The organism is Leptothrix toolikensis (SeqCode) (assembly GCF_057922285.1).
The window spans coordinates 1-22,772 of record NZ_JBYSVC010000041.1; the positions used below are offsets into that span (position 1 = coordinate 1).

Annotated in this window: 20 protein-coding genes; 16 read left to right on the top strand and 4 right to left on the bottom strand. The window is 60.9% G+C overall.

What is annotated here, in order from left to right; genetic code table 11:
• Positions 1–1,608 (bottom strand): FAD-dependent 5-carboxymethylaminomethyl-2-thiouridine(34) oxidoreductase MnmC1 (gene mnmC1, locus AC3VI7_RS07715; protein ID WP_489671449.1); only part of this gene is annotated, 1,608 nt, incomplete at its 3' end.
• Positions 1,609–1,842: 234 nt separating this feature from the next.
• Between mnmC1 and AC3VI7_RS07720 the strand changes: the two genes are divergently transcribed.
• From AC3VI7_RS07720 to AC3VI7_RS07795, 16 genes are all read left to right on the top strand, one after another.
• Positions 1,843–3,000, top strand: coding sequence for a GNAT family N-acetyltransferase (locus AC3VI7_RS07720; protein ID WP_489667978.1), 1,158 nt, complete (start codon positions 1,843–1,845; stop codon positions 2,998–3,000).
• Between the two features lie 63 nt (positions 3,001–3,063).
• Positions 3,064–3,558: a hypothetical protein gene (locus tag AC3VI7_RS07725; RefSeq protein WP_489667977.1), complete on the top strand. Its 495-nt coding sequence runs from the start codon at positions 3,064–3,066 to the stop codon at positions 3,556–3,558.
• A 294-nt stretch (positions 3,559–3,852) separates the two neighbouring features.
• Entirely contained in the window at positions 3,853–5,436 is a 1,584-nt protein-coding gene (locus tag AC3VI7_RS07730; RefSeq protein ID WP_489667976.1) for a DEAD/DEAH box helicase, read from the top strand.
• A gap of 318 nt (positions 5,437–5,754) precedes the next feature.
• Positions 5,755–6,981, top strand: a complete 1,227-nt coding sequence (locus tag AC3VI7_RS07735; protein WP_489667975.1) for an ammonium transporter — start codon at positions 5,755–5,757, stop codon at positions 6,979–6,981.
• A 3-nt stretch (positions 6,982–6,984) separates the two neighbouring features.
• Positions 6,985–7,794, top strand: coding sequence for a hypothetical protein (locus tag AC3VI7_RS07740; protein WP_489667974.1), 810 nt, complete (start codon positions 6,985–6,987; stop codon positions 7,792–7,794).
• Positions 7,795–7,848: 54 nt separating this feature from the next.
• Positions 7,849–8,811 carry an LD-carboxypeptidase gene (locus AC3VI7_RS07745; RefSeq protein ID WP_489667973.1) on the top strand — a complete coding sequence of 321 codons (963 nt, stop codon included), beginning with the start codon at positions 7,849–7,851 and terminating at the stop codon, positions 8,809–8,811.
• Entirely contained in the window at positions 8,811–11,036 is a 2,226-nt protein-coding gene (locus AC3VI7_RS07750; protein ID WP_489667972.1) for an ABC transporter substrate-binding protein, read from the top strand. Before AC3VI7_RS07745 ends, AC3VI7_RS07750 begins: the two co-directional genes overlap by 1 nt.
• Before the next feature lies 1 nt (position 11,037).
• Positions 11,038–12,030: an ABC transporter permease gene (locus AC3VI7_RS07755; RefSeq protein WP_489667971.1), complete on the top strand. Its 993-nt coding sequence runs from the start codon at positions 11,038–11,040 to the stop codon at positions 12,028–12,030.
• A complete protein-coding gene (locus AC3VI7_RS07760) occupies positions 12,030–13,379 on the top strand; it encodes an ABC transporter permease (protein WP_489667970.1) in 1,350 nt (449 codons plus the stop codon). Before AC3VI7_RS07755 ends, AC3VI7_RS07760 begins: the two co-directional genes overlap by 1 nt.
• Positions 13,379–15,298, top strand: coding sequence for an ABC transporter ATP-binding protein (locus AC3VI7_RS07765; protein ID WP_489668004.1), 1,920 nt, complete (start codon positions 13,379–13,381; stop codon positions 15,296–15,298). Before AC3VI7_RS07760 ends, AC3VI7_RS07765 begins: the two co-directional genes overlap by 1 nt.
• A complete protein-coding gene (locus AC3VI7_RS07770) occupies positions 15,279–15,896 on the top strand; it encodes a cyclic nucleotide-binding domain-containing protein (protein ID WP_489667969.1) in 618 nt (205 codons plus the stop codon). The genes AC3VI7_RS07765 and AC3VI7_RS07770 overlap by 20 nt, the downstream gene beginning before the upstream one ends.
• Positions 15,897–15,920: 24 nt before the next feature.
• On the top strand, positions 15,921–18,953 hold the full coding sequence (locus AC3VI7_RS07775) for a hybrid sensor histidine kinase/response regulator (RefSeq protein ID WP_489667968.1): 3,033 nt from the start codon (positions 15,921–15,923) through the stop codon (positions 18,951–18,953).
• Positions 18,943–20,274, top strand: a complete 1,332-nt coding sequence (locus AC3VI7_RS07780) for a hypothetical protein (RefSeq protein WP_489667967.1) — start codon at positions 18,943–18,945, stop codon at positions 20,272–20,274. Before AC3VI7_RS07775 ends, AC3VI7_RS07780 begins: the two co-directional genes overlap by 11 nt.
• A 14-nt stretch (positions 20,275–20,288) precedes the next feature.
• Entirely contained in the window at positions 20,289–20,717 is a 429-nt protein-coding gene (locus AC3VI7_RS07785; RefSeq protein WP_489667966.1) for a hypothetical protein, read from the top strand.
• A 57-nt stretch (positions 20,718–20,774) separates the two neighbouring features.
• Positions 20,775–21,182, top strand: a complete 408-nt coding sequence (locus AC3VI7_RS07790; RefSeq protein WP_489667965.1) for a TRL domain-containing protein — start codon at positions 20,775–20,777, stop codon at positions 21,180–21,182.
• Positions 21,183–21,197: 15 nt separating this feature from the next.
• Positions 21,198–21,545, top strand: a complete 348-nt coding sequence (locus AC3VI7_RS07795) for a TfoX/Sxy family protein (protein WP_489667964.1) — start codon at positions 21,198–21,200, stop codon at positions 21,543–21,545.
• Between the two features lie 28 nt (positions 21,546–21,573).
• On the opposite strand, the gene AC3VI7_RS07800 is transcribed toward AC3VI7_RS07795, so the two are convergent.
• From AC3VI7_RS07800 to AC3VI7_RS07810, 3 genes are all read right to left on the bottom strand, one after another.
• Positions 21,574–21,918, bottom strand: a complete 345-nt coding sequence (locus AC3VI7_RS07800) for a type II toxin-antitoxin system YafQ family toxin (RefSeq protein ID WP_489671450.1) — start codon at positions 21,916–21,918, stop codon at positions 21,574–21,576.
• Positions 21,866–22,144, bottom strand: coding sequence for a type II toxin-antitoxin system RelB/DinJ family antitoxin (locus AC3VI7_RS07805; RefSeq protein WP_489667962.1), 279 nt, complete (start codon positions 22,142–22,144; stop codon positions 21,866–21,868). Before AC3VI7_RS07805 ends, AC3VI7_RS07800 begins: the two co-directional genes overlap by 53 nt.
• 61 nt (positions 22,145–22,205) lie before the next feature.
• Positions 22,206–22,772: YaaA family protein (locus AC3VI7_RS07810; protein ID WP_489671451.1), on the bottom strand; the 567-nt coding region annotated here is incomplete at its 5' end.

Here is a 22,772-nt window from a genome sequence, read left to right on the forward strand (position 1 = left end):
CCAAGCAGCCAGCACTTGGCCCGCCAAAGCGGCGCTGGTCAATCCCCTCGATCCCAAACCTGTCAGCACATAGAGCCCTTGGTGCGCGTTGTGGCAGCGTGGCCGCATGCGTGGACTGTCGAGCCGGGCATGACGTGTCCGTGCGGCGGCCAAGGCGAGGGTATCGAGCGGTGGGCCGATCAAGGGCAGGCGTTGGGTGCTCATGGCGCGCCAACCGACCCGGCCGCTTAGATCCCGTGTGGGATGGGCGAGGGCGGTGTGGGCCTCGTCGATGACGCCTAAACCCGTGGCACGCTCCAAGTTGAGTTGGTGATCGCTGATCCGCACGTTGGGGTCGAGGTCATTTTCTTGGCTGGTGGCCCCGGCCAGCACCCGGCCATCCGGCAGGCGCAAGGCATAGCCTTGGCCCGAGAGCGGCACTTTGGGCGGATGTAGCCCCGGCGTTTCGCCCCCAAGCACGCTGGTCTGACCGCGCATGCGCATCAGACGAGGCATCAAGGCATGGTGGGGCAGTAGCCGGTGGACATCCCAGGCATTGGCCAGCACCACCACGGGGGCTTCAGCCAGCAAGCGGCCCTCGGCGTCAAAAGCTTGCCAAGGCGCATGAGGACTCAGGTCAGCGCGTTCAAGACGCGCAACGTGGGTTTGGCCGATGAACTGCGCTTGGCTGCGACGTTTGGCTTGAGCCAGCAGCCAGCGCGCCCAGCTTTGCGGTGCCAGCCAACCGGCTTGGGTGTACCACCAGCCGCCGCTGGCGAGATTCAACCCTGTGCGCCTGCAAGCCTCGTCGCGATCCAGCCAGCGGATGTAGTCCGTCGGCAGCCCCACTTGATCAAGCTGAGCTTGGGCTTGGGCCGCGTCAATTCTCGATTCAAGTCGCAACAACCCTTCAAGCTGGCCGGTGATATCACCAGCCGCCAGCGCCGGGGCCGCCAAACGGTGGGTGAGCAATGCAGCCGCCCGGAACCAGCGGGCATGCAAGCCATCGGGGGCGTTGAAGGTGCCGTGCATCAAGCCGCCCAAGTTGCCGGAGGTGGCTTGGGCCGGTGCAGCCTCTTTGTCGAGCAAAGTGCTTGACCAGCCTTGTTGGCTCAAGGCCCAAGCTGAAGCACAACCCGCCAGCCCCGCACCGATGATCAAGGCGTGTTTGTGGCCTTGATGTTGGGGGCGAAAGGCGGCTGGGGCAGGGGGGCTGAAACGTGGGGTAAACCGTGCTGCCGCAGCGCTGTCAGGTGCTGCGAGCTTGGCGATGGAGCGAAAGAGTTCCGCTTCTTCAGTGCCATCAAGCTCAAACGCATCGACCGTGGCATGGATCTGGCGCAGGCTACGCTGGCGCTCACCCCAGACCAGCAACAATTGAACTCGGCCTTCCTCAAAGTCGAGCCTATGGACATCCGGGGTTGGCAGCGGCCACTGTGTCATCAAGCGTTGATGAAGCTCAGCATGTGCAGCGCTGACTGGGTGGTCCAGCGCCATGTGTTGCGCGTGCAGAGGGTGTTCGGCCAGCGCGATGAAGACAAGCCGCTCGCAGCGTTGTGGGTCAGCACGCCAAGCGGCCCACGCGGCCAGAAAGCATTGCCCGCGCTTGAAATGGGTTTCAAGGATCACAAAACGGGCGCATCCAGCCCATGCCTGTGGCCAAACGTGAGCCGTGGGGGCTGTTGTGGTTGAGGAGCACTTGGGCATGCGTGAACGATGGCCGTGAAGTAGACCGCGATTGTGAGCGCGCGGATACGTTCGTGGGGCTGCACTGCGTTACTCTGAGCCCTGAGTTTGGAGGGATCGCTGTTGGATCAACCGATTGAGCAGTGATCAGTGGTTTGATTCAGAACAGATTGATGCATGAACAGTTCAACATCTGAAAATATTGCGGCCATTGACGTCGTTTTAGGTTCTATGCCAGCTTTGGCCGAGTTGGAGCAAGAGTGGCTCGCCTTAGAAGTGTTTGCCGAGCCGAGTTTTTTTACCTCATGGTCTTGGATCGGCTGCTGGTTGGCTTTGCTGCCCAGCAGCGTGCAACCTCAACTGCTTCGCGCTCGCCAAGCAGGCCGCACGGTGGGTCTAGCGCTGCTGGTTCGACGCACGCGCCAGCGTTTTGGCGTACCTTTTTGTGACAGTTGGCATCTGCATGAAACGGGTGATCCAGCCTTTGACATTTTGACCATTGAGCACAACGGCTTCTTGCTCGATACGGTGTCGGCGGATCTTGTGCGAGAGGCGATGCTGGTGCATTGGTCTTCGCAAACCCGCGCTGCCAGCGAATTGTTGTTGCCCGGACAGGCTGGTTTGGGTTTGCCCGAAGGATCAATCGCTGCTTTGCAGCGCGGTGATCGAGTTCGCACATCGTATGGGGTCAATCTGGAGGCCGTGCGAGAACGCAAGGGTGATTATTTGGCCCTGCTTAGTAGCAATACCCGCTCCCAAATTCGGCGCAGCATCAAGGAATACCAAACCTTGGGGCCTTTAGTGGTGCAGGAGGCTGAAAATACGGCTCAAGCGCATCAGTTCTTGTCGAAGTTGGCGGAAATGCATCAGCAGCACTGGATTGAGAAGGGTGAGCCGGGCGCATTCAGCAATCCATTTTTTAGGCGTTTTCATGAACGACTGATCGAAGTCAATTTGCCGCGCGCTGAGATACAGCTCCTGAGAATCTCGGCGGGCGAGAAGGATTTGGCCTATTTGTACAGTTTTGTTCGATCTGGTCGGATCTATTTCTATCAATCTGGTTTTGATTATCAGTTGATCGAAAAGCATGGCAGGCCCGGTTTGGTGGCCCATGTGTTGGCGGTGCAGCACAATGCTGCTTTGGGTCATATGGTTTACGACTTCATGGCGGGCGATTCGCGCTACAAGCTCAACTTGGCGACGATCAACGAGCCCATGACTTGGACGACCTTGCGCAAGCCGGCGTTGCGTTTTCGGGCAGAGCAGGCCTTGCGTGAGTGGCGCTATCGCATGAAAGCTAAAAAAGCAGCCAAGCATGAAGAGGTTGAGGCTTGACTGCTAAGTTTTTACAAAGGTGGAACTTTTAGATTAAGCCCTCTAAAGTCAAGGGGTCTTGTGATGAATATCAAGTGCATTGCCACCAGTCTCGTGTGTGCGGCCCTCTCCGCTTGTGGTGGTGGTGAGGGGGGTGAGGCTTGTGAGCACGGCGGATGCAATACCCCCATCAACACGGGGGTGCCGACGCCGCAGCCCCCCACGGTGACCATGACTGTGGCGGTGACCTCCGCCGTACCGTTGACCGCCTCGGTTTCAACCCGGACACCCAGCCCGTTGATGCCGGTGACCGGCACTTGGTCCATCACGGGTGCGATGCTCACCACGCTGCCGTGCATGGTGCTTTCGGATCCGAATGGCAACTTCACACAGGTGTCCTCGGTCAACGCAGCAAGCAACGGATCATTCTCTTTGGTGCCTGATTTCCCGGTGAGTTCGTTTGCGCCTGTAACGGTTGTCCAAGGTAGCCTCACGGTGAAAGCCTATGCCGATACCACTTGCATGACGCCCTACATCGGTGGGTCTGCGACGGTGGCTTACACGATCACTGTGAATTAATTTCCCAAGATGGTATGGGCTGCTAAATAAGCTGCTACAATCGAAATCTTGCGCCGCACTTGTTGCGACGTTCCGTTCATCCCCTCTGACCTTTTCAGGATGGGCACCCCAAGCGGGTGAGCTACCCAAATCCCGAGCCCGGTCGGCGGCGATGCCGTCGCTATCGGCCCCTTGGCGATTTTGCGAAGCGACCCACCCTATTCCGCACCACCTCTGGTGCGGCTGGTGGCATTTGGTTCAGCTGTGTGCTGGCTTGTGCTGCCTTGCCTGAAAAATATGTCAGAAGGACTTTTGATGAAATTCTCCGATTTGAATTTGGCCCCCGCAATTCTTGAAGCCGTGGAAGCCTCTGGCTACACCACCCCGACGGAAGTGCAACTGCGCGCTATTCCCGCCGCCATGGCTGGGCAAGATCTGCTGGTCTCTTCCAGCACAGGTAGCGGCAAGACGGCTGCCTTTGTGATCCCGTCGCTTCAGCGCATTTTGGCCATTCGTGCCGCTCAAGAAGTGGCCCACGCTGCTGCTCGTGCCGCCGCTGGTCAAGAGGGTGCTGTCCCTGAAGAGCAAGGCGCTGCGGCGGCTGACGCTGCTAGCGCACGTCGCCGTGGTGCCCGTCCTGCTCCGGGTGCGCGTCGCTTTGGCGACCGTGACAATTTCCAAGGCAATACCGCCCGTGGCACGGGCCCGCGTGTGTTGGTCTTGGCTCCGACGCGTGAACTGGCTTTGCAAGTTTCGAAGGCTTCGGTCACGTATGGTCGTGGTATCCGTGGTCTGCGTGTGGCCAGCGTGGTCGGTGGCGTGCCTTACGGCCTGCAAATCAATGCCCTGCGCAATTCACCTGACATGTTGATCGCGACCCCCGGTCGGCTGCTTGACTTGCTCAGCAGCGGTCAAGCGGTGTTGAGCGATGTGGAAATGCTCATCCTTGATGAAGCTGATCGCATGCTCGACATGGGTTTCATCGACGACATCTCGGCCATTGCTGAGCAAGTGCCTGCCGGTCGTCAAACGTTGATGTTCAGCGCCACCTTTGGCGGTCAAGTCGGTGGCTTGGCCCAACGCCTGACCCGTCAAGCGCAGCGCATCGATGTGGCCAGCCACACGGATCGTCACGCCAACATTGAGCAACGTTTGCATTGGGCCGATAGCATCGGTCACAAAAATGCGCTGCTTGATCACCTCTTGACTGGCGCTGAGTTGGATCAAGCCGTGGTGTTCACCAGCACCCAGCGCGATGCCGATGAGTTGGCTGATCGTTTGGCCGATGCGGGTCACGCCGTGGCTGCTTTGCACGGTGGTTTGCCCCAAGGTCGTCGCAACCGCGTGTTGCAAGCCTTGCGTCAAGGCGAGTTGCGCGTCTTGGTCGCTACTGACGTTGCCGCTCGCGGTATCGACGTGCCGACCATCAGCCACGTGATCAACTACGGTTTGCCGCTTAAGGCTGAAGACTACGTGCATCGCATTGGCCGTACAGGTCGTGCCGGTCGCAGCGGTTTGGCTGTGACCTTGGCTGAACGCCGCGATACGCCGATGATTCGTCGCATTGAGCGTTACACGACCCAACCGATCCCGACCACGGTCGTGGCCGGCTTGGAGCCGAAGATGCCCTCGATGGAAAAGCGTCGTGATGTGCGTCCGGGTGGTTTCTCTGGCGCTCCTTCGGGCAATGGTGGTGGCTATCGTCCGGGTGGCAACAGCCGCCCGGGTGGCTTCGGTGACCGTCCTGCCTTCGGTGATCGTGGTGATCGTCCGGCGTTTGGGGATCGTCCTGCTTTCGGCGACCGCCCGGCCTTTGGGGATCGCCCGGCCTTTGGAGACCGTCAAGGTCGCCGTCCGCCGTCGGCTCGTCCTGGCGCACCGCGTCGCAATGACCGCTGATCTGCTTTAAAGCGGCCTTCATGGCCCTGCTAAAAAGACCGAGCTTGCTCGGTCTTTTTTTATGCCCGCATGATTGTGGTGCGTGCTTGCTATATATAGCTGATGGTTGGTGCATCAGCAAAAAAGCATGCACCAAATAAATGACTGTTGTAATTTACCACTTTGAGACAAATTCCGCGATATTCAAATATCAACTCGCGGTTAATTGTGATGATTTTTGCACTTCTTTCATATCCATAAGATATAGATCTTTACATTCATCTTGGCATGAATCATGAATAAGAAAGGACATCCTTTTAACCCTATTGAGGTGTTTGTATGTCCTTGTCAACGATTGATTTAATCAACCTTGCGTGGATGGGCGTATGCGCCATGCTGGTGTTTTTTATGCAGGCTGGCTTCGCCTTGGTGGAATGCGGTTCAGCGCGCGCTAAGAATGCCATCAACGTGATCATGAAGAACTACACCGATATGTGCGTCGGTGCTTTTGCCTTCTGGTTGGTGGGCTACGGGCTCATGTTTGGTGCATCGCAGTCGGGCTGGATCGGTCTGAGTGAGTTTGCGGTCAATACCATGTCGTCTCAATCGGCCATGACTTGGTTCTATCAAGTCATGTTTGCCAGCACAGCCGCCACCATCGTCAGCGGTGCCATGGCTGAGCGCATGCACTTCAACGCTTATCTGATCAGCTCCACCGTGATGACGCTGCTGATCTATCCAGTCTACGGCCATTGGGCTTGGAACGCCAATGGCTGGCTCAAGCAAATCGGCTTCATCGACTTTGCCGGCTCTTCCGTGGTCCATTCCGTCGGTGCTTGGTGTGCGTTGGCGGGCATCATCGTGTTGGGTCCGCGTCTGGGTCGTTTCACCAAGACGGGTGAAGCGCGTGACATTCCGGGCCATAACCTGCCCATGGTCGCTTTGGGTGGCTTCATCCTCTGGCTGGGCTGGTTCGGCTTCAACGGTGGCAGCGTCGGTAGCCTTGACAAAGATAACGTCGGCTTGGTGCTGGTCAATACCCACTTGGGTGGTGTCGCTGGTGTGGTCGGTGCTATGGCTTTGGCGATGCTGACCAAACGTCCGGTGCTGATGTCCACCACCGTCAATGCCAGCTTGTGTGGTCTGGTGGCGGTTACGGCGGGTGCGGCTACGCTGACTCCGCTCACGGCTGCTTTTGTGGGCTTGGTGGCGGGTGTGGGCTTCATCTACGCCGCTGAGTTGGTGCGCAGCTTCAAGCTGGACGATGCCGTGGATGCGTTCGCCGTGCACGGCATCGGCGGTATCTGGGGCACGTTGGCCGCAGGGATCTTCTTTACGGGGGATTTCTTCAATCTGTCGCGTATCGGTGTGCAACTGATCGGTATCGGTGCAGCCTTCCTGTGGGCCTTTCCGGTGTCGTTTGTGGTGTTCAAGATCATCGACAAGGTGATGGGTCTGCGTGCTTCGACGCAACATGAACAACGCGGTCTGGATTACACCGAGCACAACGAACTGGGCTACCCAGAATTCCAAAATGTGTCCGGTCAACTGAAAGCGGGGGAATAAACCATGGCCATCGACAGCTCTTCCTTGCGTCGTCGGGCCGCTGTGTCCGCGCTCTCTGGTTTGCTTGATGATGCCGCCTTGATGGACGCGTTGCTCTTGCTGCACGACTCACTGCGCAGCGACAACATCACGGACGTGATTCGGTATATCGACAACGTAGCGCGTAAAAATGGCTTGGATGCGGGCACGGCCAAGCGGCTTTACCCGGCTTTTTTTGGTGCGCTGAAAAAGCCTGAGGATGAGCTGCCGCTGGACCCCTTGCCGCTGATGATGGCGGCCCGCCAAAGCCTGCGTCTGCCGGCCCCGGCCGCCGTACCCATGGCGGCCACATACATCCCCGCCCCGAGGCCCGTGCCCATGCCGGTTCCTGTCCCCGTGCCGGTGTATGTCGCGCCGGCGGTGGCGGTGTTGCCTCCTGAACCCGTTGTGGTGCCGATGATTGAGCCCGATCCTCCAAAAGCTCCGGAGGTGGAAGTCTTTGCTGCGTTGATCCATTTTGTGGTCGAGCGCATGGCGCATTACCACGCGAATGATTGGGCTCCGCTGCGGGCGGATGCCTTGCAGGCCATGGATCGTTCTCGTTTACCCGCAGCGCTGCGCCAGCAGCTCCATCAAGCGTGGGCCGCGCCCAGCGACAAAGCCTGGAAGGTGGAGGCCAGCGCCAAGGAGCTTTCTGAGGTGGTGCATCAGATCTACGTGGCCTTGTGCGAGAACCTGGGTCCCGTCGATGCTGATCGCATCATGACGGGAGCCGTCCAAACTGCTGAACGCTTGCCCCAAGCCCGGCAGTTCTCACCCAAGAAGTTCTTGTAGTGGGTCATAGGGGGCATGACAGGAGGGCAAGCCACGCCCTTATCATTGCCCCCCATGTTGACCGCCTCCCTACCTTCTCCCCACCAAGCTGAGCCGAGCGCCGAACAGGTTGCTGCTCAGCGCCTGCATCTTTTTTCACCCGCTGGGGTGGTGCGCAGCGTGGTGCCGTTGCGCCGAGCGGTGAAGCGCCTTGAGGCGTTGGGTTTTGCGGTGACGGTGGATGAAGGTGCCCACGCCCATCACCAGCGCTTTGCGGGCGATGACGCCACTCGCTTGGCCGCTTTGCACCGGGTGGCTGAGGCAGCACCGGAGATTGCGCTGGCGACGCGCGGCGGCTACGGGCTGACGCGCTTGTTGGATCAGATCGACTGGGCCCTTTTGGCGCGCAGCGTGGAGCGTGGCACGCATTGGGTGGGGCAGAGCGATCTGACCGCCTTGCATCTGGGCTTGCTGGCGCACACCGGCTCGATGAGCTGGGCCGGCCCCTTGGCGCTGGAGCACTTTGGGCGCAGCCAGACCGAAGGCGGGGTGGACGAAGTGACGCAGGACTGCTTTGTCGAGGCCATGTCGGGCGAGCTGGAGGCGGTGGGTTTTCGCACCGAGGCGGGTTTTGACGGGCTCGAAGAGGAGGGCGTGCTCTGGGGCGGCAATCTTTCGATGGTGTGCTCGCTGCTTGGCACGCCGCACTTCCCGCTCATCAAGGGCGGCATCCTCTTTCTGGAAGACGTGAACGAGCACCCTTACCGGGTGGAGCGCATGCTGCTGCAACTGCATCAAGCGGGCGTGCTGGCTGAACAGTCCGCCGTGTTGCTGGGCGACTTCAGCGGCTGGCGCAAATCGCCGCTTGACCGGGGCTACAGCCTGAAAAGTGCGGTCGAGCATCTGCGCTCGGTGTGCGACACCCCCATCTTGACGGGCCTGCCTTTTGGCCACGTTCAAACCTTGGTGACCCTGCCGGTGGGCGAGCATGTCGAGTTATTCGCCAACGGCCGCAACGTGATGGTGGCGTGGGGGTGATGCGCGCATGCCTATGGGGCCTGTTGGCCTGGATCGCCTTGTGGCTTGGGGGCTGCGACAACAGTCCCCATGAGGACGGCGCTGCGGCCAGCAACACGCTGTACACCGCGTTCAGTGAGCGCTCGCCGCGCCATCTGGACCCAACGGCCTCGTACTACAACAACGAGACGCCTTTCACCTACAGCATCTACGAGCCGCTCTACGGCTATCACTACCTGAAACGGCCCTACGAGTTGGTGCCCAAGGCGGCTGAGGCCGTGGTGGCCCCGCGTTATCTGGGGGCCAAGGGCGAGGTTTTGCCTGAGGACGCGCCCGGCGAGCAGGTGGTGGAGAGCGTGTACGACATCCGCATCCGGCCCGGCGTGCGCTATCAGCCGCATCCGGCCTTTGTGCCGCGCTACCAGCATCTGGAGGCCCAAAGCTTGGGCGAGCGGCGCTCACCGTCGGACTTTGAAGAGCAGGGCAGCCGCGAGCTGGTGGCCGAGGATTTTGTCTATGCCTTGAAGCGCCACGCCACCACGCGCATCACCGCGCCGGTGTTTGGCATTTTTTCGGAATACCTCATCGGCTTGAAGGCCTACGGCGCATTGATTCGTCAGCAAGACAAGGTGCTGCGCGCGGGCCTGGACCCGGCCAGCCCGGATAAACCGTTTCTGGACTTTCGCCGCTGGCCGCTTGAAGGGGTGAGCGCGCCGGAGAAGCACCTGCTGCGCATCCGTTTGCACGGCAAGTACCCGCAGTGGAAGTACTGGATGGCGATGACCTTCCTCGCCCCGGTGCCTTGGGAAGCCGACGCCTTCTACAACCAGCCTGGCATGGCAGCGCGTGGCCTCTCGCTGGATCGCTGGCCGGTCGGCACCGGGCCGTACATGATGGCCGAGTCGGTGCAGGACCGCCGCCATGTCTTGAAACGCAATCCGAACTATCACCCCGACACCTATCCCTGTGAAGGCACCCCAGAGGACCGCGCAAGCGGCATGCTCGACGACTGCGGCAAGTCGGTGCCCTTCATCGACAGCGTCGTCTTCAAGATTGAAAAAGAAGCGGTGCCGCTCAAGGCCAAGTTCCGCCAAGGCTATTTGGATGTGCCCGAGGTCGAGCGGCCCGATTACGGTGTGGCCTTTGCGGTCGAGAAGGACGACTCGCCCGAGGTGGCGCGTGAGTTTGAGGAGCGCGGTATCCGCCTGCCGCGCTTTGTCGATCTCTCCAGCCGCTACCTTGGCTTCAACATGAGTGACCCCGTGGTGGGCCAAGGCAGCACGCCGGCGCAGCAAGCGAGCAACCGCGCTTTGCGCCAGGCGCTCTCCATCGCCATCGACTGGGAAGAGTACCTGCGCATCTTCCCCAAGGCTGCGGGCGAGCCCGCGATGGGGCCGTTGCCAGCGGGGCTCTTTGGCTCGCATCACGGCACGCCCGAGGGCCTGAACCCGATCACACATCGGCTGAAAAACGCTCCGAGCCATCCGAACAACACAAACGATTGGATCGAGCGCCGCCCGATCGAAGACGCTCAAGCGTTGATGGTGCAAGCCGGTTATCCCGAGGGGCGCGATCCGCACACCGGCAAGCCCTTGGTGCTGAACTACGACTACAGCGCGCAGCCTTCGCCCGAGCGCAAGGCCGAGTTCGACTGGATGATTCGGCAGTTCGCCAAGCTCGGGATCCAGCTCGACATCCGCGCCACCGACAACAACCAGTTCCAAGACAAGGTGCGCCGGGGCCAGCACCAGATCTTTGTCTCGGGCTGGCTGGCGGACTACCCGGATGCCGAGAACTTCCTCTTCTTGCTCTACGGGCCGAACGGCAAGACCGCCTCGGACGGCGAGAACACCGCCAACTACGCCAACCCGGCGTTCGACAAGCTCTATCAGCAGCTCAAACTGCTCGACGATGGCCCGGCCAAGCAGGCGGTGATCGATCAGATGGTGGCTTTGGTGCGCGAGGACGCGCCTTGGGTTTGGGGCACCTTCCCCTACGCGTCCAGCGCCTTCCACGCTTGGGTGAAGAACGGCAAGCCAGCCATCATGATCCGCGACATGCTGCGTTACTACCGGCTCGACACCGTGGACCGGGTGAGCAAACAGCGCGCCTGGAACCAGCCGGTGCTTTGGCCGCTGCTGCCTTTGGCGGCTTGCGTGGCGGTGCTGGTTGGGCTGGGCCGACGCGCTTGGCGCCAGCGTGAGCAGGCTGTGGCGCTGCGAACCATGAACAAGGGGCGGATCTGAGATGCTGAGCTTTGTGCTGCGCCGTTTGGGCTACGGGTTGTTGATCCTGATCGGCGTCAATTTGCTGACCTTTTTTCTCTTTTTCACCGTCAACACGCCCGACGACATGGCGCGCCTGAACATCGGCGGCAAGCGGGTCACCCCTGATCAAATCGAGAAGTGGAAGCACGAGCGTGGCTACGACAAGCCGCTGTATCGCAACGACGCGCAAAGCGGCGCGACGCAGTTCACTGAGACGATCTTTTGGGAGCGCTCGGTCTCGCTGTTCACCTTGAACTTTGGCCGGGGCGACTCGGACAGCTCGGGCGACATCGGCAGCCAGATCGCCTTGCGCATGGGTGTGAGCTTGCAACTCGCGCTGCCGATCTTTGTGCTGCAACTGCTTGCCAGCACGGTGTTTGCGTTGGTGCTGGTGTTTTTTCGGGGCACGCGCATCGATACCTGGGGCGTGGTGCTGTGCGTGGTGATGTTGTCGATCTCCAGCCTGTTCTACATCTTGGTCGGCCAAGTGCTGATGGCGCGGGTGCTGAAGTGGGCCCCGATCTCGGGCTATGTCGAAGGCTGGTCGGCGCTGCGTTTTCTGCTCTTGCCGATGGCGCTGTCTCTTCTGGCGAGACTCGGGGGCGAAGCCCGCTTTTACCGCGCTTTGTTCATCGAAGAGCTGGGGCGCGACTACGTGCGCACCGCCCGGGCCAAAGGCTTGCCGGAAAGCATCGTGCTCGGCCGGCATGTGCTGCGCAACGCCCTGATCCCCATCTTGACCAATGCCGGGGCCTACATTCCGGCGGTGTTTTTGGGCAGCTTGGTGTTTGAAGGCTTCTTCGGCATTCCCGGCCTGGGCTCTTATGTCATCGACGCCATCGGCGCGCAGGACTTCGCCATCGTGCGCACCATGGTGTTCTTGGGCGCGGTGCTGACCATCGCGTCTTACTTGCTGGTCGATATCGCCTACACCTGGGTCGATCCCCGGGTGCGCCTTGGGGCCATGTCTTGATGAATGTCTCGATGAACGCCATGCCAACCTTCGTCTTGCTCTGGACTGACGCCGTCTTGCTGGCGGCCTTGCTGGCTTTGGGCCTGTACGTGTTGTGGGTGCGCCGCACACCCGAGCGCCGCGCCGCTTGGGCCAAGGTGGGCCAAGACGCCACCGCCTTGGGCTCGGCCTGGGTGCTGGCGGGCTTTGTGCTCTTGGCCGCGCTGGACAGCGTGCATCTGGCCATGGATGGCCGCACAACCTCCTTGCTCGACAGCGTGCTGGCGCGTCCTTTGGCGATGCGTGAGGTGAGCTATTCAGCGCCGCTGGCGTGCTACGGCTTCCAAAAGGAAACCTTGCCTTCAGGCCAGCGCGGTTTTCCGCGTCTCAAGTTCGGCTGCAAGCATCTTGAACAGCCTGAACAAGACTGGCTGCCCGATGTGCTGGGGCGGGCGGCGCTGGGTTTGGGCGGCGGGCTGGCGCTTGCTTGGGGTGTTTGGGCGGTGCTGTTGCGCTCTTTGCGTTCTTCCGTGCCCGCCTCACCGGCCTTGCGTGCTGCCCGCTGGACCTGCATGACGTTGGCTGGGTTGACCGGCTTGGTGGCCGCCTTGAGCGGTCACTACCATGTGCTGGGCACTGACCGCACCGGCAACGATGTGCTCTATCAAGCTTTAAAAAGCGTGCGCACTGCCTTTGTGATCGGCACGCTTTCGACCGTCGCCACCTTGCCTTTTGCGGTGGTGCTGGGTCTTTTGGCGGGCTACTTTCGGGGCTGGGTGGATGCGCTGATCCAGTACCTGTACACGCTGCTGTCGTCGGTGCCCAATGTGCTGCTGATCGCCGCCTTTGTCTTGATGGTGCAAGTGCAGCTTGACGCCCACCCCGAGCGTTTCGCCACGGCGCTGGAACGCGCCGACGTGAAGATCTTTTTACTCTGCGTGATTTTGGGCGTGACCGGCTGGGCTGGGCTGTGCCGGCTGCTGCGCGCTGAGACCTTGCGGCTACGCGAGATGGATTACGTCCAAGCAGCGCACGCTTTTGGCGTGGGGCACGCACGCATCTTGGCGCGCCATGTGTTGCCCAACGTCATGCATCTGGTGCTGATCACCACGGTGCTCGATTTCTCGGGGTTGGTACTTTATGAAGCGGTGCTGAGTTATGTGGGCGTCGGGGTGGATCCGAGCCTGAACAGCTTTGGCGGCATGATCAACTTGGCCCGCAGCGAGATGAGCCGCGACCCCTTGGTGTGGTGGTCGTTCGCCTCGGCCTTTGGCGTGATGGTCAGCTTGGTGCTGGCGGCCAATTTGTTCGCCGACGGGGTGCGCGATGCCTTTGATCCGCGTGACAACCGCAGCTCCACCACGCATTGATTCCATGGAGCCCTGAGATGTTGAGCCTTGACGAGCTGAGTGTGGATGTGCCGGTCCAAGGTGGGCATGGTGGGCACGGTGGCGAGGGCTGGTTGCATGTCTTGGATCGTTTGCAGCTCAGCTTGGCGCGCGGTCAAACCTTTGCGCTGGTGGGCGAATCGGGCTGCGGCAAGAGCATGACCGCCTTGGCCTTGATGCGGCTGTTGCCGGGTGGCGCAGTGGTGCAGGGCGGTCAGATTCGGCTCGATGAGCAAGCACTGCTTGATTTGCCTGAGAGCGCCATGCGCCGGGTGCGCGGCGGGCGTATCGGCATGATTTTTCAAGAGCCCGGCACCAGCTTGAACCCGGTGCTGCGCGTGGGCGAGCAACTGCTGGAGGCCATTGAGACCCATACCGCCTTGCGTGGGGAAGCCGCCCGCCTCAAAGCCATCGACTGGCTGCGCCGGGTCGGCATTCCTGAGCCCGAACGGCGCATCGATGACTACCCCTTTCGGCTCTCTGGTGGCCAGAAACAGCGCGTCATGATTGCCATGGCGCTGGCAGCCGAACCCGATTACCTCATCGCTGATGAGCCCACCACGGCGCTTGATGTGACGATCCAGCGCCAAGTGCTTGATCTCCTCAAGGACTTGCAGCGTGAGCAGCACTTGGGCCTGTTGTTGATCACCCATGATTTGGCGGTGGTGGCCGGCATGGCGCATCACGTCGCGCTGATGTACGCCGGTCAGATCGTGGAGGTGGCCTCGGCCGAAGCCTTCTTTGCCGCGCCGCGTCACCCTTACGCCCGGCTGCTGCTGCAAGCGCTGCCTGCACGTGGCCGGCCCGGCGGACAACTGGCGGCCATTGCCGGCAGCGTGCCACCGCTGGCTCAACGCTTCACGGCGTGCCGCTTTGCCCCGCGTTGTCCCTCGGCCCAAGCGCGTTGCCAAGAGGGTGAGCCGGCGTTGCTGCCCTTGCTCGATGACGCCCACCATGCGCTGCGCTGCATCGTTGCACCCGCTGACTCCCCCACCGCCGTGCCCATGACCTTGGCTGCGGTGATCGAAAAGACGCTGTTATCGCCGTCCTTGCCTGTTTTGACGGTTGAGCATCTGGGCGTGGCCTATCCGCTGCCTGCCAACGTGTGGGCGCGCCTGCGCGGTGAGCAAGCTTGGTTTGAGGCCGTCAAAGACGTGAGCTTTGAGCTGCACGCTGGTCAAACCTTGGCCTTGGTGGGCGAGTCGGGTTGCGGCAAAACCACCACGGGGCGGGCTGTGTTGCAACTGCTGCGTGACAGTGCGCGCCTGACGGGCACGGTGCGGCTTGATGGCGCGGATCTGTGCAGCTTAGAGGGTGCCGCTTTGCGCGCCGCGCGATCCAAGATCCAGATGATTTTTCAAGATCCCTTTGCCTCGCTCAATCCACGCTGGCGCGTGGGTGAGATTTTGGAAGAGGGCTTGCGCGCCTTGCGGCCTGAACTGGGCGCTGCGGCCCGGCGGCAGCGCATTTTGGCGATGTGCGACCAAGTGGGTTTGTCCGAGCACGTTTTGGCCCGCTGGCCGCATGAGTTTTCCGGGGGGCAGCGCCAACGCATCGCCATCGCCCGCGCTTTGGTGGTTGAGCCGCGTGTGCTGGTCTGCGACGAGCCGACTTCGGCGCTCGATGTCTCGGTGCAGGCGCAGATTTTGAACTTGCTGAGCCACTTGCAAGAGCATACCGGCATTGCCATGCTCTTGATCACCCATAACATCGCGGTGGTGGAAGCCGTGGCTCAGCGCATTGCGGTGATGCAAGACGGCCGCATCATCGAGTCCGGCTCGCAAGCCGAGGTGCTGGATCGGCCCCGGCAGACCTATACCCGCACGCTGCTCGCGGCTGTACCGAGAATAGCGACCCCCAACCCTCAGCCTCTTCACGACCATGACACCCCCCTTAAGTAAACCCCTGCAAAACATCCTTCAGTCCATCGGTGAACCGGACAAGGATGTGGTCGATACCGATGTACACATCGCGTTGCTGAAGAACATGCCTGTTTTCAAGGGGGTGCGCATGGAAGCCTTGAAACGCTTGCTCGAAGATGCCCGTGTGCTGCATTTGGTGCCGGGTGACTATGTCTTCCATCAAGGGGATGCCGCTTCGAGCATGTTTGTGATCGAGTCTGGCTTGGTCGGCATCCACAAGATCCTTCAGGTATCCAGTGCCGTGCAGATTTCTTCCCCCGAGGCCGATGCACCGGACTACGTTGAGTTGGGTACGCTGGGGGCGGGTGATTGTTTTGGGGAAGTGGCCTTGATTGATCCTTCGCCGCGCAGTGCCTCTATCCGCGCCGAGACCGCATGTGTCATCCTCGAAATCCAAACCGATAGCTTGTTGGGTGTCTATCAACAAGACGCCAATCAGTTCATCTTGATCATCTCTAGCTTGGCTCGCGGCCTGTGTCGCCGGATTCGCGATACCGATGATCAACTCATCAACCAGTTGCCGAAGAGAAAAGTCAACGAGGACAAGCTCGTCTGGCCACAACTGCTCTCGTACTGAACCCACGGAAGGGGTGCTCCGGATATGAAGCTTCGAGCGGCGGCTGGGTGGTTCTTTGCGGGCCTCTTCGGTGCCCTGTGGGCCAATGCCGCCTTGCTCTGGCGCATCGACACGGCCCATGACCGTATGGTGGCTGCGCACAGCCACCGGGCGGGCATTTTGGCGTTGGGCGGTGCGTTGCAGCGCGAAACGGAGCAACTCACGCAATTGGTGCGGCTGTACACCGTGACCGGCGAGAACCGCTTCCTTTTCTACTACTACGACATCCTTGATGTTCGTGAGGGCAAGGCGGCGGCCCCGGCGGAGATGGCGTCCAGCACGTATTGGGATGAGGTGATCGCCCGCTCCATCCCGCATCACCTTAGCAAGGACGGCGACAAGCGCTCCATCCAAGAACGCTTTTTGCGCCTGGGCTCAACCGAAGAAGAACGTCAAGCGCTTGACGAGGTGCTCTTGGCCACCAAGGCGATGGCCGACATCGACCAGAAAGCCTTTGCCCTGACCCAAGGTTTGTACGACCTGAGCAAGAACGCGTTGATCGCTGAAGCGGTGCCCCGTTTGGACACCGCCCGCCGGTTGGTCAACAGCGCCGACTACAACTTGCTCAAAGCTCATTTGGCCAAAGCCGTGGCGCGGCTGCTTGAGCTGAGTGATCGACGCACGCTTGAAGAGGTGCAGTCCGCCACCAATGATGTGCGACGCAACATCCAGCTCTCGATGGCATTGCTGCTGATCGAGTTGCTGGCGATCTTGCTGGCCGTCAAACTGATCCGTTATGGGGTTTTGCATCCCATCCGCAGCCTCTGGAGCGTGGCGCGTGATCTTGAGTTGGGTCTCTACAGTGCCCGCACCGGGCCTTTGCCGCAGGCAGTGGTGGAGCTGCAATCACTGGCCATCACCTTGGATGCCATGGCCCATGCGGTCGAAGAGGATCTTCAGCGGCGTCAAATCGTCCAGCAAGCCCTAGAGCAAGCCCGTGAAGAGGCCGAAAGCGCCACGCAGGCCAAGTCGATGTTTTTGGCCAACATGAGTCACGAGATCCGCACGCCCATGAACGCGATCATCGGTATGACGCATCTGGCGCTGCAAACCGAACTCCAGCCCCGGCAGCGCGACTTCATCGCCAAAGCCCATGGTGCGGCGCGCGCCTTGCTGGGCGTGATCAACGACGTGCTTGATTTTTCTAAGATTGAGGCCGGAAAAATCACGCTTGAGCATCGGCGTTTTCAGCTTGAAGAAGTGCTGGCGCATGCTTTTGTGATGGTGCGTCTGCGCGCTCAAGAGCAGGGCATCGAGCTGATCCTCGCGCCGCCTGATGTTCGCTTGATCGGGCCGGATCAGGTGCTGAGTGGCGATCCCTTGCGGCTGGGCCAAGTGCTGACCAATTTGCTGGGCAATGCGGTCAAGTTCACCCATCACGGCCATGTGCGTCTGAGCATGACATGGCTGGATGAATCGCAAGACGGGCGGCTCCATCTGGGCTTTGCGGTCGAAGACAGCGGCATCGGCATGACGCCTGAGCAGGTGGGCACGCTCTTTCAGGCTTTTACCCAAGCCGATCGTTCGACCACACGCCAATACGGCGGCACCGGCTTGGGGCTGACGATTGCCAAGCGACTGGTTGAAGCGATGGGCGGGGCGGGCATCACGGTCAGCAGCGCGCCGGGGCAGGGCTCTTGTTTCCGCTTCGATATCTATCTACAACGCCTGCCCAAATCGGCCCCGTCCCAGCGGGTGCTGCTGCCTCTGCCGCCCCCTCAAGACCCCCCTGAAGAGGCCGTCCTGCGCATCCTCGTGGTCGATGACCACCCGTTGGCCCGACAGGCCTTGGTCGGTTTGCTGGAAATGTGTGCGGCCGGGTTGGTTGATACCGCCGAAGGGGGGCGCGTTGCGCTGGAGAAACTTGAGGCGGCTGTGCGTGAGGGCCGCCCTTATGACGTCTTGATGCTTGACTGGCGCATGCCCGACATGGATGGTGAAGCGGTGTTGGTCGCCCTTAAAAGTCGGCCTCAAGGCCCTATGCCGCCGCCGGCCTTGGTCGTCGTGTCCGATGATGACTCCGACGCCATGCATCAACGCCTCAGTGCGTTGGGCTGCCACACCGTCTTGATGAAACCCGTGCTGCCCCAAGCGCTGCGGCTTTGGATCGAATCAGGGATGGCCAAGCCGATGGCTTTGCCGCCGTCGCCGTTGTCCTTGGCCCCGGCTCCCCCGACGCTTTATGGTTTGCACGGCATGAGGGTCTTGCTGGTGGAGGACAACCCGCTCAATCAAGAGCTGGCCAGTGAATTGATGGGCAGTCAAGGCGTCGAGGTCGTGCTCGCGCGCCATGGTCAAGAGGCGCTGACCTTGCTCGATGAGGCTCCGGATGGCGATATTGATGTGGTGCTGATGGATCTCAACATGCCCGTGATGGATGGCTACGAGGCCACCCGGCGCTTGCGTGAGCAACCGCGCTTTGATGCGCTACCCATCTTGGCGCTCACGGCGCACGCCTTGTCGCAAGAGCACGTGCGCTGCTTGAGTCTGGGCATGAATGCGTATCTCACCAAGCCCATCGACCCCGATGCGCTATTTGATTTGCTGCGTACCCATGGCCGCCCTTGGGCCTTGCTGGATGAACCGGCTCAAGCCAGCGTGGCGTCGGCGGTGGTGTCGAGCCCGGACCCGTGCCTGCTGCCGGCGCTGAGCGATCTGGGTATCGATACGGTTCAAGGGCTGTTTTATGCCGATGGTCAGGCGGATTTGTACCTGCGCATCCTGAGCCGTTTCATGATCGAGGCCCAAGAGATGGCCGATGCGCTGCCACGACAGGCGCAGGCCGGCGATTGGGTGAGGGTGCATCGCATGGCCCATACCCTCAAAGGCTTGAGCGCCCTGATTGGTGCCGTGGCTTTGGCAGAGCAAGCCCATGCACTGGAAGATTTGGCCGCCGTGGGGGCCTCTGTCGCTACCGACGAAGCCCTCAGCGGTTTATGTGCCAACCTGGGGACGCTGTTGAGCGCCTTGGCACAGCGGCTTGGTCACACCCACATCACCACCGCCCATGACAAGTAGAAGAGGGCGCGGCTTCTGGGCGGCCTTGTGTGCGGGCTTGGTGGGGGTGGCTGGACCCTGCCAAGCGGTCGATCTGTCGTGGTCCGGTTTTGGCACCTTGGGCTACACGGTTTCGGATCAACCTTTCGCCTACCAACGGTTTGTGGATGATCGAGGCACTTGGCGGCGGGACACGTTGCTGGGCACCCAGCTCGACGCAGCGATCACGCCCACACTCTCGGCCACGGTGCAAGGCCGCTTGGCGGTGTCTCTTGAGGACGACCACCACTACGATGCCAAGCTGATGTGGGCTTTTTTGTCTTGGCGGCCGAGCAACGACTGGACGGTGCGGGCGGGCAAGGTGCGGGCACCGATGTTCATGGCCTCCGAGAACACGGAAGTCGGTGTCACCTTTGATTTGGCGCATCAACCGGGCGAGATTTACACCACCAGCACCATGCCCACCGTGGATCTGACGGGCTGGTCGTTCAGCCACAGCATCGACGCCGACTCGGGCGGGGAATGGCTGCTGGATGGCTACAGCGGTCAGTCACGCATGACGACGCGCATCTATAAACGCGACGACATTCCCCGCTATCAAACCCACGGGCCAGAGTTCGCGGATATGGATGTGACCGCACAGGGTTTGATGCTGAACTGGCACCGCGCTGACGACGATACCTACCGTCTGGGCCTGCACCAACTCACGGCGGATTTCAGCAAGCAGCACGCGGCGATGGAATACCCCTGGGTGCCGATGTCCGGTGCGCCGGGTGTGGGGCTCTATCAAGTCAGCAACTTGCTGCCGGGGCCAGGGCCCATCGTCACCGACCAGATTCGTTTCTCACTCCTGACCTTGGCCGCCAATCTGGGCTTGCCGCAGCAGATGCGTTTGCTGGGTGAGGTGTCTCGGCGGCATGCTGCGGGCAACAACATGGCCCCCGACACCTTGGCCGCTTATGGCAGCTTGCAAAAGCGCATCGGTGCTTGGACGCCTTACGTGCTTTACGGCGTGATGAAATCGTCGGACAGCCAGCTCCGCTTGTACGCCTCCATGAACGGCAACCGTTTGCCACCGGGGCTGCTGCCGAACGCCGACGCGGTGTCACTCCGTGCGGTGGACCTCAGCCAGCGGGCCGGGGCGGACTGGATGTACGCCTACGACCAGTCGTCCATCGCCTTGGGTACGTCTTGGCGGGTGGCGCGTGGCCAGGTGCTGAAGGCCGAGTGGCAGCAGGTAAATACAGGGCAGGTCTCGCAGTTGGTCGATGCGCCTCAGGGGCAGGAATCGGGCCATCGCAGGATCCAGATCCTGTCGTTGTCGTACAGCTTTGCGTTCTGAGTAGGCGTTAATCCATGCTCAGACGCGTCTTTTTCCAAGGGTTGATCCTCGGTGCCGGTGGACTCACTTTGGGCCAGACCACTCAAGCGGACCCCCCTTTGGTGGTGATCACCCATCCGGGCTTGCCCCATTTCGAGGTGGGTGTGCTGAAGCGGATTTACACCGGGCGGCAGATTGAGCTGGGCGGCGTGCCCTTGGTGCCGATCAACGCCCCCAGCGGTACGGGTATGCGTGATCGGTTCTTGCAGATTTATGTTGAGCAAGACGATGAAAAATACGTGGCCTATTGGACCGTGCGGCGCTATGTGGGCAAGGGCGTGCCGCCCAAGGAGTTGGCCTCCGCCGCAGAGATCATCGCTTTTGTGCAAGCCACGCCCGGTGCGATTGCCTATGTCGAAGCTTCCGAGATCCGGTCTGGGCTTCAGCTTCGTGTGCTTCGATGAGCCTGTGCGGCTCTATCATGAAGCGCACATCCACATAAACATTTCAGGATGATTGCTATGCGTACACCCCCAGCCCACCGCCCTTTGCTGACCCGTTTGCTGGGTCTGACCCTGCTGCTTGGCGCGACCGCCGGCGGCTTGGGTGGCTGTGCCAGCACCAAGGACTTGGCCACCTCGTTGCGCTACGCCGACAACCGCCCTGTGGGCGTCGAGAACATCCGTTTCTCGGATCTCAACAGCATGAAGCGCGGCAAAGCCTGCACGGTCAATTTCTTCTATTTCATCCCCATCTGGGGTGACGGCTCGATCCTGACTGCTGCGGATGACGGTGGTATTGGCACCGTCAAGCTCATCGGTGAAACCGGCCGTTGGTACTTCCCCTTCAGCACCAACTGCACGGTGGTGTTTGGCGACAACGTCACACCCCCCGCTGCAACACCCTCTGCGGCGGCTGCTTCCAAATAACGCCGGGTTCACGCCATGACCACTCGGCAAAGCACGATCGACTTTTTGCTGGATCAGTTGAGCGATGCGGGGGTGGTCTCGGCCCGCAAGATGTTTGGCGAATACTGCCTTTATCACGCCGGCAAACCCTTTGGGCTGGTTTGCGATGACCAGCTCTATCTCAAGAACACGCCCACCAGCCGCAGCTTGATCGAAGCCAGTGGCCCGGTGGTCGAGGCCTCGCCATACCCCGGCGCACGTCCCCATCTCCTCATCAGCGCCGACCTCTGGGACGAACGAACGTGGCTTTGCACCCTCGTCCAAGCCACCGCCCGCGATCTGCCTCCGCCTAAACCGAAGGCTCCCAAGACACCGAAAGCATGAGGAGGTGTCTTGGCCGCTTGTGTGAGGCTTATTCTTCGAAGAGTTCCGAGTGCGTCCCTGCGCGCACAAAAATGATAACGCTGCCTTCTAACTGGTAAATAAGCAAGAAGTCACCGCCGATGTGGCACTCCCGGTGATCGACCCAGTTGCCTTTAAGTGGATGGTCCAGCCACTCAGGGCCTAGAGGTGTGTCGTTAGCGATCAGTAGAAGCATGGCCTCTTTGAGGCGATTCAGATCGTAGCGACCAGATCGGGAGAGCCGTTCCCAGTCTTTGAAGAAGGTCTTCGTGTAATCGCACGCTCTAGGCGGATTTGCCCGCTTACTGCTGGCCGGTTTTTTCGAGACCATCAAGCAAATCGGCAGCAGATTCAAAACGGGTTGCACGTGCCTGCATCATGGCGCGTCCTTCTTCCATAGCGATGCGTGTTTGCTTATTAGGCACCTTCAATTCAAGCGGAAAAGCTTGGTCGTTGACCACGCGCTTGAGCAGTATCCGCACGGCATCGGACACAGACAGCCCCATAGCGGCCAAGGCCTCGCTAGCTTGTGTCTTGATTTCGTCGTCCACCCGGACATGAAGCATCGAGGAATGGGCCATGATTAAATTCTCCATCTCCCTCCATTGTGTATCTCTTTTGAGATGCACTCAAGTGCTATGCTCACCGCCCGCGCCGAAACACCAGCCGTTCCGGCGTGGATGCGGCGGGGTCGTGGGCGTAGTCGGCGCTATCGAAGGCGGTGAGGGCTTCGGGCGTGCTGGCGCGGTGCTCGATGGCCCAGCGCATCATCAGACCCCGGGCGCGTTTGGCGTGGAAGCTCGCGATGCGCCAGCGCTCGCCTTGCCACTCCTCAAACACGCACTCGACCACCCGGGCGCGCAGCACCTTGAGATCGACCGCCTTGAAATACTCCTGCGAGGCCAAGTTGATCAGCACCGGCTTGGACAGACGCTGCTGGCGCTGATTCAGGTCGGCGGCGATGATGGCGCGCCACCAAGCGTAGAGGTCTTTGCCGCGTGGGTTGGCCAAGCGAGTGCCCATCTCCAGCCGGTAAGGTTGCAGCGCATCCAAGGGCCGCAGCAGGCCGTAAAGCCCGGAGAGGATCAGCAAGTGTTGCTGCGTCCAAGCCAAATCCTCGGCGCTGAGGCTGCGCGCTTGCAGGCCGTCATAGACATCGCCGTTGAAGGCCAGCACGGCGGGCTTGCTGTTGTTCGGGGTCGCCCTGGG